The organism is Glycomyces tarimensis (genome assembly GCF_054776215.1).
Map to the genome: position 1 here is coordinate 491,414 of NZ_BAAHCB010000005.1, position 13,991 is coordinate 505,404.

A 13,991-nucleotide genomic window follows, 5' to 3' on the forward strand; every position below is an offset into this window, starting at 1 on the left:
ACCGTTTGAACCCCGATCACGCCTGAGGTGTACATGGGCTACTTCGGTTGCGACGGCCGCTCGGTCGCCGGTGAGCAGTGGCCGGTGACCGCACCCCCGCGCTGCGGTGTGCCCTCCGAGACACCGCTGCTGGCCGCTCTGGCGCAAGGGCGTGCCGACGAGCTGACGGCACTGCTGGACGGACTTCGTGAACTCGACGCGGCGGCGGTGGTCGTCTGCTCCGTCGAGGGCGGCGCGCAGCGAATCCGCGAGGAGGCGCGTCGTGCCGGTGTCGCTCGACGAGTTCACACTGTCCGAGTCGGCGACGACCTCCGCGGCTTCGTCGCCTCGGCGGATCTCGGCGTGGTCGCGCACCCGGACGAGGCGTACGCCCTGCCGGTGCCGCTGGAGGTCTTCACCTACCTGGAAGCCGGCCTTCCGGTCATCGCCCCCGACGGTGTCGCGACGAGGAAGTTGCTGAGCGAGTACGGCCTCGGTGAGACCTATCTGCCCGATGACGGTGCCTCGCTCGCCGCGGCGGCCCGCGCGGTGCTCGGTTCGAGGCGCGATTTCGCGGCGGTGTCGGCCGACTACCGGCTTGGCCAGGCCACCAGATGGCCCAGCCTGGGCTCGCGGCCCATTCGCCTGGGCATGGGCACGGCGAACTCGGCGGGCCAGCTCGCCCAGCTCGCCCGTGCGCTCAGCCGGACCAGGCGCGACGTGTCGGCCGAGGTACTCATGACCGCCACCGGCGGAGTCTGCGGCTACCCGGCTGACGTCTGCATCGATCCACCGAGTCAGAAGCAGCGACATGTGCAGCGCCGGCAGAGCGAGCGCGCGAGTCGCTACACGCACCTCATTGTCGACGGCTTCCGCGCCTTCCTTGGGTTCGAACACGGCACCGACGCCGGTGCCGACCTGCCCTATCTGCGCCGCGACGGCCTCCGGATCGCGCTGCTCGCCCACGGCAGCGAGATACGCGACGCCGGCCGCCATCTCGACAAATACGAATTCTCGCTGTACCGCCATGTCCCCGACGACGTCGCGCCGCTACTGCGGCGCAAATCGGCACGGAACCGCGCCGTCGCCGAGGACGCCGGACTGCCGTTGTTCGTGACGACTCCCGATCTGCTGGACGAGCTGCCCGGCGCGCAGTGGCTGCCGCTCACGGTGGACGTGGACTACTGGTATTGCGACCGCCCGGTCATGGAGCGGCGCCGCCCGGTGGTCGTCCACGCCCCCTCGAAACGTTGGACGAAGGGTTCGGCCTATATCGTCCCCGTGCTCGAGCGGCTCCACCGCCGCGGCGTGATCGAGTTCCGACTGGTCGAAGGTGTGCCCAGTGACCAGATGCGTCGATTCGTCCACGACGCCGACATTGTCGTCGAGCAGATCGGCATCGGCACTTACAGCGCCTTCGCCTGCGAAGCGATGGCCGCGGGCAAACCCGTCATGGCCTACATGCACCCTTCCAACATCGAACGGATGGGTGTGGCACCGCCGGTCGTCGGCATTGAGCCCGATACACTCGCGGAACGCCTGGAATCGATGATCGACGATCCCACGGGGACTCGTCGGATCGCGTCCGCATCACTCCAATTCGCCAGAATGGTCCATGATGGTCGATGGAGTGCGGCGAGGCTGCAGAACTTCCTCGGGTTAACGCGTTCATGGACAGGAATTCTCTGCCAGTTCACCGAGTTCGAGTAGCGTCAGTTCGTTGATTCGGCGGAGGCCGCACGGAGAAGGAGAGGCCATTCCGACATGGGTTCAGGGCAGTACCGCGGCACGGTGGTCATGCTGGTGCAGAATGGCGTCGCCGGTGACTCGCGCGTCCAGAAGGAGGCGCAGTCCGCCGCAGAGGCCGGCTGGAAGGTCGTTCTGATCGGACGTTCCCCGGACGGTGAGCCCCATTCCTGGCATCTCGGCGACGCCGAGGTGCGACTCCTCCGCGTCCGCAAGGGGCTCGGCCGCCGCCGCCACGAACTGCGCACCCATTGGCTCCGAGACCCGATCGCCTACCCGTACGGGCCCTTCGAGGCGTACCGCGAGCGCCAGCTGCAGGCGTGGCGAGCCGAGATCGGACTCATCAAGGCCCGCCAGGCGATCGACGAACGGAGTCAGAGCGCCGCCGTGACATTCCTCCGCAAGGCCGCTCTGCTGCCCAGGCGCGTCGCAGTGAAGGCCGCCGGGAGGTGGGCGCGGATCCGCCGTGCCCGCACCGAGCGACTCCGTCAGCGACGCAAGGCCATGACCGCGCCGGTCGACCGCTTCTTCATCCGGTTCTGGCAGACCGTCATGGGTCATCGCGCCTGGCGGCGACTCGACCCGAACCTGTGGGACCTCGAACTCGCCTTCGGCCGCGTCATCGACGAACTGCAGCCGGACCTCATCCACGCCAACGACTTCCAGATGCTCGGGGTCGGCGCCCGGGCCGTGATCCGGGCGCGCGCCACCGGACGCGAGGTGAAGCTGGTGTGGGACGTCCACGAGTACTTGCCGGGAATCAAATCGTGGGTGGACCACCCGGCGTGGAAACCGGCGCAGATCGCCCACGAAAACGAATACGCCCGCTATGCCGACGCGGTCGTGACCGTTTCGGAGACGCTGGCGGACATGCTCATCGAGCGCCACAAGCTCACCGAGCGGCCCGCAGTGGTGATGAACGTCCCCGACCTGGCCGAGCGGCCCGAGGAGGACATGCCGGTCCCGGACCTGCGCGCGCTGTGCGGGGTCGGCGCCGATGTGCCGCTCATGGTCTACAGCGGCGCGCCGATGGCCCGGCGCGGCCTGATGACGATGGTGGAGGCGCTGCCGTCCCTCGACGGCGTCCATGCGGCCTTCATCGTGTCCAAACCGGAGTGGTCGGACGTGAAGGCTCTCGGCGAGCGCGCCGAGGAGCTGGGCGTGACCGACCGCATCCACATCCTGCCGTACGTGCCGCACTGGCAGATCGTGCCGTTCCTGTCAGCGGCCGACATCGGGGTCATCCCGATACATCACTGGCTCAATCACGAGATCGCCCTCATCACGAAGTTCTTCGAGTACTCGCACGCCCGGCTGCCGATCGTCGTCTCGGACGTGAAGACGATGGCGGCGAAGGTCCGCGAGACTGGTCAGGGCGAGGTCTTTCGCGCCCAGGACGGCGACGACTTCGCGCGCGCGGTCAAGCGGGTTCTCGGAGACATCGAACGGTACCGAAAGGCTTACAGCGAGGCCGTCCCGCTCCATGAGTGGACGTGGGAGTCCCAGGCCGCGCTCCTGGACGGCGTCTACACACGGGTGCTGAAGCGTTAGCCTTCGATCGGATGGAGGACCCCGCCGGTCTCCCGGAAGCGTTCCTTGGTCTCCGGACACACCCACACGCCGTCTTGAGCGGGATCGCCTTCGAGCCGAGCGCCGGAGTGGCCGACCCAGCCGGTCCGGCGGGCCGGGACGCCCATGACGAGCGCGTAGTCGGGGACGTCCTTGGTGACCACGGCGCCCGCGGCGACCATCGCCCATCGACCGATGCGGACCGGGGCTACGCACACGGAACGGGCCCCGAGCGAGGCGCCCGTCTCGACGGTGACGCCGACGGCCTCCCAGTCGGCGGCGCCCTTGCGGCGACCGTCGACGGTGATGGCCCTCGGGTTGTGGTCGTTGGTGAGTACGGCCGCCGGGCCGACGAACACGCCGTCGGCGAGGGTCGCCGGCTCGTAGACCAAAGCGTAGTTCTGGAGTTTGACGTGGGCGCCGATGCGCACGCCGGTGCCGACGTAGGCGCCGCGTCCGACGATGCAGTGCTCGCCGAGGACGGCGTCCTCCCTGATCTGGGCGAGTTCCCAGACGCTGGTGCCGTCACCGAGTTCGGCGGACGGGTCGACCTGTGCGGAAGGTTGGATCCTGTACTGCATCGGCTGCCTCAGCTCATCGATTCGGGCTGGTTCGGCCGAGCCTCGCGGGCCCGGGGCCTTGAGGTTATCGGATGGCGCGGCGCGGCCCGGACTGGCGCGCTTCATATCGAGCAGGCCGAATCAATCGAGGATGATAGACGATTGAACCTGCTAAAACACGCCGGAAATAGTGACATCTCCTTCCTTTCCAATGCTGCCTTTGACGTGTTATGCCACCGTTACCTGTTCTCGAACGGTGGAAGGATACGCTGCAGACATGCTGCGTTCTGTCATACTCGCCGCCGCTCGTTCAAGGAAGATCGAGCGCCTCGTAGGTACCGCGCCGGTCTCCCGATCGCTCGTCCGCCGATACGTGGCGGGCGAGACCACCGCCGACGCGGTCGCCACCGCCCGAACCCTGGCAGCCGACGGGCTGCTCGCCACGCTCGACTACCTCGGTGAGGACACCGTCGTCGCCGAGCAGGCGCACGCCACCCGAGACGAGTATCTGCATCTGCTCGCCGCGCTCAAGAGCGAGGGCCTGTCCAAGACCGCCGAAGTCAGCGTCAAGCTCTCGGCGGTCGGCCAGCGCATCGACGCCGAGCTGTCCTACAAACTCGCCCGCGAGATCTGCGCAGCCGCGGCCGACGCCGGCACCACGGTCACCATCGACATGGAGGACCACACGGTCACCGACTCCACGCTGGAGATCGTCGCGCGCCTGCGCGAGGAGTTCCCCGACACCGGCGCGGTCCTCCAGGCCTACCTGCGGCGCACCGAGGACGACTGCAAGTCCCTGGCGACCGCCGGCTCGCGCATCCGCCTGTGCAAGGGCGCCTACAAGGAGCCCGAGTCGGTCGCCTACCAGCGCAAGCTCGACGTCGACCGGTCCTATGTGCGGTGCGTGAACGCGCTCATGGCCGGCGAGGGCTACCCGATGCTCGCCACGCACGACCCGCGTCTGATCGAGATCGCCATCGACCGCGCCCGCTGGTTCGACCGTGAACCGGACTCCTTCGAGTTCCAGATGCTGTTCGGCATCCGCCCCACCGAGCAGCTGCGCCTGGCCGCCGAAGGCCACCGGGTGCGCGTGTACGTGCCCTACGGCAACCAGTGGTACGGCTACCTGATGCGCCGGATGGCCGAGCGCCCCGCGAACGTCGCGGTGTTCGTTCGGTCACTGTGGAGCAAATCCTAGGGCGGCGATTCGATGTGGGCACGGGCGGCGGCCGCACTGCACCGCCGCCCGAGCGCGCGATGGGTCCGCGGGCGTCACCGTGCACGGTTCGCGGATCACGCGACTAGCGGTCAGAGACTAAAGTTGCGAGGGTGACTCAAGCCCCCGAGGACTTCACCCCGGAGCCGCCCCCGCGCCCAGGCGGCGGCGAGGCCGGACCGAGCGACGGCCCGCACCCGACGCCCGTGTCGCCGATGCCGCACCTCCCCTCGCAGCGGCCGGCCGCGGAGACGACCGTGACGCCCCACCCGGTCGAGGTGCCGCGGCCTCCGGTCGAGATGGCCGCGCCGGCGGCGCCGCCGCCGATCTACCAAGTCCCCCCGGGCTACTACTATCCGCGCCCCGAACCGAAGCGCTCGCGTGTGGGGACCGTGCTGGTGGTCCTCGCGCTCGTGGCCTCCTCGGTCTTTGCCGGAGCGCTGGTCAACGGCTGGCGCCCCCCGATGCCGGGCGCCGAGTCCGGCACGATCGAGGCCGCGCCCGTCGCCCCCGGCGAGGGCAGCCTCCCCAGCCCCGGTCCGGACGCCCCGAACCACGAGGTCCTCGCCTACCTCAAGGAGCAGGCGCAGCTCGTGCTGGACGCCCACGGGCAGTCGCTCGTCGACGGCAGTCTCGAAGGCTGGCTCGCCGCATACGACCCGACACTGCACGGCGAGATGACCGCCCGCTACGAGACACTCCGCGCGATGCAGGTCAGCCGCTTCGACTACCGGGTCACCTCCGGGCCGCTCGAAGACGCCTCCGGCGCGGTGCCGCTGTACGAGATCGGGGTCGCGGTCACCCACTGCTTCGTGGAGCCCGCCGACACGTGCTCCCCGGCCGACGTCGTCTTCCGCACCTTCTGGCGGGCGAGCGACGACGGCATGGTCATGGTCGAGACCGAGTCCTCCGAGGGCCACGACGGGCCGCATCCGTGGGAGACCGACGAGCTGGTCGCCGCCGTCGGCGACCGCACCGTCGTCGCCGCCCCGACCCACATGTCCGACCAGCTCGACGAGGCCCTGCAGATCTCCGAGGAGGCCGCGAAGAACGCCGACGAGTGGGCGCTGTGGGAGACCCCGGACCGCTACGTCGTCTACATCGCCGGCAACGAGGAGTTCGATGTCTGGTACGGCGGCATGTTCGAGACCGACGACGTGCTCGGCTTCGCGCTGCCGCTCAACGGCACCGTCGACGGCGAACGGCAGGCGTCCACCTATGCGACGGTCATGAACGTCGACCGCACCGGCTGGGGCTACGACCTCACCTCGGTCATCCGCCACGAACTCGGCCACGCCGTGACCCTGTGGGCCGCGCCCTCCGAGCGGTACTCCAACGACACCTGGTGGATGGTCGAGGGCATCGCCGAGTACATCGACCACGGCGACCGGCCCCTCGAGGACTACGACCGGATGTGGGACGTCGAGGACTACGTGTCCGAAGGCGGCTGCGCCGGCGAGATCGTGCCGCCGGAGGAGGACGACGACACCCTCGCCGGCTCGGGCAAGTACGGCTGCGGCTTCCTCGCCGTGCACTACATGATCGACACCTACGGTCAGGACGCGTTCGCCGAGTGGTTCGACGCGACCGCTCGCCAGGGCGGCTCGGCCACCGCGACCTCCGAGGACATCTTCGGCAAGTCCTATGCCGAGCTCATGGGGGAGATGACCGACTTCATCGCGACGACCGTGTGAAATCCGGTGGGCCCGGTATGGAACCGGGCCCACCGCTCGCGCGTGATGGAAGTCGAGGTAACGCACAGAAACGGCCCGGTGCCACAGGGGTCTCGGTTCCGAAAGGAGCCGAGCGAGGAGATCACGGACTTCATTGCCCAGATCAGCCTAGACCGCCTGTTGCCCAATGAGCCGGACTGTCGTAACATGAGCAACATCCCGATCGAAAGACATCAACGTCACGGACAGTGACGACCGACTTGTTTCGGTTCATATGGGCATTCGCGTCCACCGCACCTCTAACACATCACAGAACCCCACCCACGGTGAAGCTTGCGAGCCGTAAGTTAGCCGAGTCCTCGCAACAGCCCTCAACAGAACGGTGAGACCATGAGCGAACCCGGGGACCTCCTCGACGAGGTCAAGTTTTTGACGGTGACGGAAGTGGCCGACCTGATGCGCGTCTCGAAGATGACCGTGTACAGGCTCGTCCACAACGGTGAGATCGCGGCCGTGCGGGTGGGGCGCTCGTTCCGCGTCCCCGAAAGTGCCGTGAAGACCTACCTCTCCGAGGCTCTCCAAACCGAAGACTGACCACACCGCTCGAAACGGACCAGATTCGACGGTGCAGGGGCCCCGCCAGCGCGATCCGCTGTGACGGGGCCTTCCGTCGCTCACTCCCCGCTCGGCCCCCGCTCAAGGCGCGAGCTAGGCTTGTTGGGCTCAAAGGTACGTCTAGCGATAACTGTGAGGAAGCTAAATGGGCTCGGTCATCAAGAAGCGACGCAAGCGCATGGCGAAGAAGAAGCACCGCAAGCTGCTGCGCAAGACCCGCGTGCAGCGTCGCAAGCTCGGCAAGTAACCGAGCCGACCGGCTCATGATCTTCTGCGGGTAGGCTGGAGCCATGCCAGAATTCGAAGCCGCCGCATTCGCGTTCGAGGTCCGCTTCTGGGTCTGGACGGTCCTCGGCTACGGAGCCGCGCTGCTGTCCCTCATCGCGTCAGTCCATTGCGCCGTGCAGAAACCCGAGGCGTTCAACGCCATCGGCACACTGACGAAGGGCACCTGGCTCGGCCTGCTGGTCATCAGCTTCGGCCTGTCGCTCATCTTCGGCGGCTTCGGGGGCTTCTTCCTGTTCAGCCTCATCGCCCTGTGCGCCGCGCTCGTCTATCTCTTGGACGTGCGCACCGGCATCAAGGACATAGGCGGCAGCATCTACTAGCGCCGCAAAGACTTCGCAGCTGTGCCCGTACCGTGTGACACCGCGTGACACTAGGGCACAGCTGCTCGTCGTGTCCTGGAGCGCCGCCTAGCGGACGATGCCCCGCGCCATCTCGCGCAGGCGAGCCACGCGCTGCTCCGTCGGCGGGTGCGTCGAGAACAGGCTCGACAGGCCGCCACCGCGCAGCGGCGACTCGATCATCAGGTGCGCCTCGCCGGCGATCGGGCTGTTCGCGCGCGCCGGCATCCGGTCGACACCGGCCGAGATCTTCTGAAGCGCGCTCGCCAGTGCCAGCGGGTCCCCGGTCAACCGGGCGCCCGAGGCGTCGGCCTCGTACTCGCGTGAGCGGCTGACGGCCATCTGGATCAGACCCGCCGACAGCGGCGCGAGCACCATCATGAGCAGCAGCGCGATCGGGTTCGGTCCGTCCTCGTCATTGCCGAACGGGATGAACCAGGCGAGGTTCACCAGGACCGTGATCATGCTCGCCAGCGCCCCGGCGACCGAGGAGATGAGGATGTCGCGGTTGTAGACGTGCGACAGCTCGTGCCCGATCACAGCCCGCAGCTCGGCGGGCGTGAGGATCCGGACGATGCCCTCAGTGACCGCCACGGCCGCGTGCTCGGGATTGCGGCCGGTGGCGAACGCGTTGGGCTGCATCGTCGGCGCGACGTAGAGCCGCGGGATCGGCTGCCCGGCCCGCTGCGCCAGCTCCCGTACCATGGCGTACAGCTGCGGCGCCTGCGCCTCGCTGACGGGCTGAGCCCGCATCGAACGCAGCGCGATCTTGTCGGAGTTGAAGTAGGCGTAAGCGTTCATGCCCACGGCGATGACCCCGGCGATGACCAGACCGGTCGTGCCTCCGATGAGGTAGCCGATCGCGATCACCAGGCCGCTCATCGCGCCGAGCAGAACGGCGGTCTTGAGCCCGTTGCGATTTCTCATGGTGTGTTCCGTTCCCCCTCTAACAGAGAGACACAACGCCCTTACGGATACCAGTATTCCGCTGTGAGCTGGGAAGTCACTGAGAAAGCACGGTGAAGTCCAGCACTAGCCGCGGTGCCAGGCTCACCGCTACGAGCACCGCGCCGACGGCGATCACGGCGATCCCGAAACGCACCTTGGCGACCGCCGCGCCGCGCCCCAGCACGATCGTGCGTGCCAGCGGCAGGTAATAGCCCAAGCCTACGACGGCCCCGGCGGCGACGACGATCGCGAGCCAGACCGACGCGGTCGCGAGCCATTCGAGGACGGCGACCTTCGCGAACGTCCCGGCCAGCGTCGGCGGCAGACCGGCCAGGCCCACCACGGCGATGAGCAGCACCGTCGCGGGCCCGGGCGCCGTGCGCCAAAGCCCCCCGAGGTCGGCGATCGCGCCGCCATCGCTCTCGCGGACGGCCGCCAGCGAGGCGAACGCCCCGGCCTCCAGCAGCACGAAGAACACCGCGTACGCGAGCGCCGCCGAGGCGGCGGCCCGCGCGTCCTCGCGCCCGGCCGCGGCGCTGAGCGCCCCCAGCGGTGCGAGCAGGTATCCGGCGTGGGCGATCCCGGACCACGCCAGAAGGCCGACGGTGCGGCGCTGCACGAGCGCCGCGACATTGCCGACGGCGATCGAGGCGACCGCGATCACGGCCAGGACGATCCCGGCGGCCAGGCCCGCGCTCGGCGCCAGGGCGAAGTAGACGACCCAGACGACGGCGATCCCGCCGCCGAGCTTGGAGGCGCTGGCGAGGTAGGTCGCGATGGGCAGCGGTGCGCGTTCGAGAACGAGCGGTGCCCAGGCGTGGAGCGGTGCGGCGGCGAGCTTGAACGCCAGGCCGCCGAGTGTGAGGGCGACGCCCGCGGCCACCAGTCCGGCGTGCGCGCCGTCGAGTCCGGCGGCGAGTCCGCCGAAGTGGACGGATCCGCCCGCGGCGTACAGCAGCGCCGAGCCCATGAGCGCCGTCGCCGATGAGGTGATCGAGGCGATGAGGAACGTCACGCCAGCCTCGGCGCCTTCGCGGCCGGGCTTGGCGACGAGCAGGTACAGCGGCACGGTGAGCGTCTCGAGCGCCACGATGAGTGTGACGAGGTCGCGGCTGGAGGCCAGCGTGATGCCGCCGGCGGCCGAGACGGCCAGCAGGAAGAAGAACTCGGGCTCCCTGCTGCCGCTGATGGCCGCGACGAGGACCGTCAGGCCCGCGAAGAGCGCGGCGACGCCCATGGCGGCGTCGTCGGCCACGAAGGAGTGCCACTCGCCGACGGCGAAGGTCGCGCGCGTCGGCCCGAATCCGAGCCAGACGGCCGCGACGCCGGAGGCGGCGAGCCCGGCCATGACGGCGGCCTTCGCGAACCTTCCCGCGAACAGGGCCGCGGCGGCGGTGGCCGCCGCCAGGTACAGCGGCAGCAGCGCGGCGTGGTCGATCGTCTGCGCCACCATTTACAGCACTCCCGTCGCGAACAGGTCCAGCAGCGGCCCCGGAGCCAGGCCGAGCGCGAGCGTCGCCGCGATCAGGGGCGCCCAGAGAGCGGCCTCGCCGGTGGAGACCCCGCCGATGCCCTCGACGGCCGGTGCGACGGCGCCGTGGCTGACGTGTTTGAGCATCCGAAGCAGGTAGGCGGCGGTGAGGAACGCGCCGATCGCGGCGACGACGGCGAGCGCCGTCCACCCGCCGCCGCGGTCGGCCGCGGCGTAGACGGTGAACGCCTCGCCCCAGAAACCGGCCAGTCCCGGCAGGCCCAGCGACGCGAGCGAGGCGAAGCCGAGCAGGCCCGCGAGCGCCGGAGCGGCGAGCCTGAGGCCGCCGAGCTCGGCGAGACGCCCGGTGTGGGTGCGGTCCTTGAGCGCCCCGGCGAGGAAGAACAGGAGCGGGGTGATGAGCCCGTGCGCGAGGTTCGCGAACAGTGCGGCCCTGATGCCGGCCTCGGTGCCGGTGGCGAACGCGAGCACCACGAAGCCCATGTGGCCCACCGAGGAGTAGGCGATGAGCCGCTTGATCTCGCCCTGCGCCAGACACACCAGACTCGCCACGACGATCCCGACCGCGGCGAGGACGCCCAGCACCGGGGCGGCCTCGGCGGCGCCGTCGGGCGCGATGCCGCCCGCCACGCGGATGAGGCCGTAGGTGCCGAGCTTGAGCAGGACGCCCGCGAGCAGCACCGAGCCGACGGTGGGCGCGGCGGTGTGGGCGTCGGGCAGCCACGTGTGCACCGGCCACAGGGGCGCCTTGACGGCGAACCCGACGGCGAGCAGCACGAACACCAGCAGCGACACCTGGCGGCTCACGCCCCCGGCCGCGATGATGTCCCCGAGGTCGGCCGTCCCGGCGTCGGCGATCGCCGCGAACAGGCCCGTCGCCATGACCAGGGAGCCGGCGACGGTGAACAGCGCGAACTTATTGGCCGCGTGCCGGCGGGAGGAGTCGATGCCGTAGCGGTAGACGATCGCCCACATCGGCAGCAGGACCGCCTCGAAGGCGATGAAGAACAGCACCAGGTTGTCCGCCAGGAACACCGCCGTGGAGGCGCCCTGGACGGCCAGCAGCAGCGCCGTGAGCGTCGAGGGGCCGCGGGCATTGTGGACGCAGCACAGGAGTCCCAGCAGCGCCGTCAGCAGCGCCAGGGGCCACGAGATGCCGTCGACCGACAGCGCGAAGTCGAGCCGGATCGCCGGCGCCCACGAGAGCGCGACCTGGTGCCACCAGCCGTCGCCGCGTCCCATCGGCAGCACGGCGACCGCGAGGAGCGCCAGCGCCGAGGCCGCGACGCCGATCGAGCCGCGCCGCAGCCACCACGTCAGCGCCGCCCCGAGCAGGGGCAGCGCGACGGAGGCCACCAAGATCACGCCCACAGGTGCACCCCGATCGCCACGACCGCGACGACCAGCGTCCCGGCCACGCTCAGTCGCAGATACCGCACGAGTCCGCCCCGGTGCCCGAGGTCGGTGCCGCGTGCCGCGGCCAGCGTCGCACGGGCGGAGCCCTCGACGACGGTCCGGTCCACCAGCCGCTCGTCGAGCAGCCGGGCCGCCCCGGTCGCGGCCTTCGCGGCGGAGCGGGCCGCGGCGGTGGCGAAGGCGTCGGCGTAGACGCCGTTCGCGAACAGGCCCTTCGCCCTTCCGAGCATCCGGTCGGGGTCGCGTGCCCGGTCCCGCCACCACGAGTCGCCGACGAGGTAGAGACCCCCGGCGGCGGCGATGAGCACGAGCGCCATGAGGTCGAGGTGCAGGTCGGGCACGTCCAGCGGCCCGGTGAAGTACAGGGCGCCGACACCGGCGGTCCCGATCGCGAGGGTCCAGAGCCCGATCGCCTCGGCTCGCGGCACGGTGTGCCGCTCCTCGGGCCCGCCGCGCCAGAACAGCAGCAGCCACAGCCTGGCCGAGTAGGCCGCGGTGATGATCGAGGCGACGACGCCGGCCCAGAACACGACGACGCTCGCGGGCGTCGCGGCCTCGTAGGCGGCGCCGAGCACGGCCTCCTTGCTGTAGAAGCCGCCGAGCGGCGGCAGGCCGACCATCGCGGCGAGCCCGATCGTCATGGACCAGAACGTCAACGGTGAGACCCCGGGGCGCAGCCGGGTCGTCTTCAGCGAGCCGTCCGTGGCCGCCAGGTGAATCACGACGCCGGCGGTGAGGAACAGCAGGGCCTTGAAGGCGGCGTGGGCGAGCAGATGGAACAGGGCGGTGTCGGCGGCCGCGACGGCGACGGCGGCGAACATGAACCCGACCTGGCTGATCGTCGACCACGCCAAGACGCCCTTGACGTCGGTGGCGGCGAAGGCGCACAGGCCCGCGCCGACCATGCTGACGGCCGCGACGATCGCGACGACCAGCAGCAGCTCGGGCGGCCAGACCGGGAGGAGCCGGGTGAGCACGTAGGCCCCGGCGGCGACCATGGTGGCCGCGTGGATGAGCGCGCTCACCGGCGTGGGGCCGGCCATCGCGGGAGGCAGCCAGACCTGGAGCGGGAACTGGGCCGACTTGCCGACGCAGCCGAACAGGATCAACAGCATCGAGGCGGCGGCGACCCCGGAGGGGACCTCGCCGAGCTCGCTGATGCGGAACGTCCCGGCCCAGGCGCCGAGGACCATGACGCCGAGGACGAACCCCACGTCGCCGAACCGCGTCACCAGGAACGCCTTCGCGGCGGCCCCCGGGGCGGCGGGCAGCTTCGCGTAGTGGGCGATGAGCAGGTACGAGCAGGTGCCCATGACCTCCCAGCCGATGAGCAGGAACACCAGGTCGTCGGCGCAGACCACCAGCAGCATCGCGGCGCAGAACAGGTTCACCTGGGCGGCGAACGGCACGTACCGGGGATCGTCCCGCAGATAGGCGACCGAGTAGAGCTGCACCAGCATGGAGACCAGTGCGGTCGCGATCGCCACCGCGACCGCGCTGGCCGAAAGATCGAGCGCGGCCGAGACCCGGATCGACCCGAAGTCGGCCAAGGTGAACGCCGTGACGGGATTGGAGAATCCCGCGACCACGGCGCAGGCCAACGCCCCCGCTGGGGCGGCGACACCCAGCCAGGCCGCGTGCTCGCGGCGTCGCAAGACCAGTCCGACGAGTCCGGCCGCGGCGGGCAGGGCGACCAGCGCCCATGCGAAAAAGTCCATAAGTGACGGCCCGCCTGTTCTTCCCGCTCTTCGTGGGGAAGGTCGTCGGTGTCGATCGTGGCACGGGCGCGCCAGAGGTGCAGCACGAGCGCGAGCCCGACCCCGACTTCAGCGGCCGCGATGACGACGATGAACAGGGCGAAGCTCTGCCCGGTGTAGGCGTTCTGGACGACATCGGTCGTCACCAGGACCAGATGGACGCCGCCGAGCATGAGTTCGGCGGCGGCGAGCTGCATGACGGCGTTCCGTCTGGTGAGGACCCCGTAGAGCCCGATCGCGAACAGCCCCGAGGCGATGAGGTACCCGATCAGTGGATGCACGGTGCCTCCACGGTGATGTTGAGATCGGTCGTTCGGGGGCACATGGCCTCATCTTGGCCTAGGGAGGTCCCCAAAGTCCAGCGTTGAGACCGTGTCGATACAACCCCGTACGA

General features: G+C 69.7%; 12 protein-coding genes and 1 pseudogene. 7 read left to right on the top strand and 6 right to left on the bottom strand.

The features are described from left to right. The first annotated feature begins 33 nt into the window (after nt 1-33). On the top strand, nt 34-1,689 hold the full coding sequence (locus tag ACYVK3_RS07795) for a glycosyltransferase family protein (RefSeq protein WP_460496715.1): 1,656 nt from the start codon (nt 34-36) through the stop codon (nt 1,687-1,689). Nucleotides 1,690-1,743: 54 nt separating this feature from the next. Next, complete coding sequence (locus tag ACYVK3_RS07800; protein ID WP_460496716.1) at nt 1,744-3,276, top strand: glycosyltransferase family protein; 1,533 nt, start codon at nt 1,744-1,746, stop codon at nt 3,274-3,276. On the opposite strand, the gene ACYVK3_RS07805 is transcribed toward ACYVK3_RS07800, so the two are convergent. Then, entirely contained in the window at nt 3,273-3,875 is a 603-nt protein-coding gene (locus ACYVK3_RS07805) for an acyltransferase (protein ID WP_460496717.1), read from the bottom strand. The two genes, ACYVK3_RS07800 and ACYVK3_RS07805, sit on opposite strands and share 4 nt — an antisense overlap. A 256-nt stretch (nt 3,876-4,131) precedes the next feature. Here ACYVK3_RS07805 and ACYVK3_RS07810 point away from each other — a divergent pair, with 256 nt between their 5' ends. From ACYVK3_RS07810 to ACYVK3_RS07830, 5 genes are all read left to right on the top strand, one after another. Next, on the top strand, nt 4,132-5,052 hold the full coding sequence (locus ACYVK3_RS07810; protein ID WP_460496718.1) for a proline dehydrogenase family protein: 921 nt from the start codon (nt 4,132-4,134) through the stop codon (nt 5,050-5,052). A gap of 131 nt (nt 5,053-5,183) precedes the next feature. Then, the gene (locus ACYVK3_RS07815) at nt 5,184-6,764 is read left to right on the top strand and encodes a hypothetical protein (RefSeq protein WP_460496719.1); all 1,581 of its coding nucleotides are present in this window, start codon (nt 5,184-5,186) and stop codon (nt 6,762-6,764) included. Nucleotides 6,765-7,133: 369 nt separating this feature from the next. After that, complete coding sequence (locus ACYVK3_RS07820) at nt 7,134-7,337, top strand: helix-turn-helix domain-containing protein (protein ID WP_026932007.1); 204 nt, start codon at nt 7,134-7,136, stop codon at nt 7,335-7,337. Between the two features lie 166 nt (nt 7,338-7,503). Further along, a complete protein-coding gene (locus ACYVK3_RS07825) occupies nt 7,504-7,605 on the top strand; it encodes a 30S ribosomal protein bS22 (protein WP_081687713.1) in 102 nt (33 codons plus the stop codon). Between the two features lie 43 nt (nt 7,606-7,648). Beyond that, the gene (locus ACYVK3_RS07830) at nt 7,649-7,966 is read left to right on the top strand and encodes a DUF2516 family protein (protein ID WP_460496720.1); all 318 of its coding nucleotides are present in this window, start codon (nt 7,649-7,651) and stop codon (nt 7,964-7,966) included. An 87-nt stretch (nt 7,967-8,053) separates the two neighbouring features. Here the strand turns inward: ACYVK3_RS07830 and htpX are convergent, their stop codons facing one another. The 5 genes and pseudogenes from htpX to nuoK form a co-directional block, all read right to left on the bottom strand. Beyond that, nucleotides 8,054-8,911, bottom strand: a complete 858-nt coding sequence (gene htpX, locus ACYVK3_RS07835) for a M48 family metallopeptidase (protein WP_460496721.1) — start codon at nt 8,909-8,911, stop codon at nt 8,054-8,056. Nucleotides 8,912-8,987: 76 nt separating this feature from the next. Beyond that, a complete protein-coding gene (locus tag ACYVK3_RS07840; protein WP_460496722.1) occupies nt 8,988-10,385 on the bottom strand; it encodes an NADH-quinone oxidoreductase subunit N in 1,398 nt (465 codons plus the stop codon). After that, nucleotides 10,386-11,795, bottom strand: a complete 1,410-nt coding sequence (locus ACYVK3_RS07845) for a complex I subunit 4 family protein (protein WP_460496723.1) — start codon at nt 11,793-11,795, stop codon at nt 10,386-10,388. It abuts the gene before it with no gap. Further along, the gene (locus ACYVK3_RS07850; protein WP_460496724.1) at nt 11,786-13,558 is read right to left on the bottom strand and encodes an NADH-quinone oxidoreductase subunit 5 family protein; all 1,773 of its coding nucleotides are present in this window, start codon (nt 13,556-13,558) and stop codon (nt 11,786-11,788) included. Before ACYVK3_RS07850 ends, ACYVK3_RS07845 begins: the two co-directional genes overlap by 10 nt. Nucleotides 13,559-13,656: 98 nt before the next feature. Continuing rightward, nucleotides 13,657-13,920, bottom strand: a pseudogene (gene nuoK / locus ACYVK3_RS07855) (NADH-quinone oxidoreductase subunit NuoK); the annotation flags it as partial. Nucleotides 13,921-13,991: the final 71 nt, after the last annotated feature.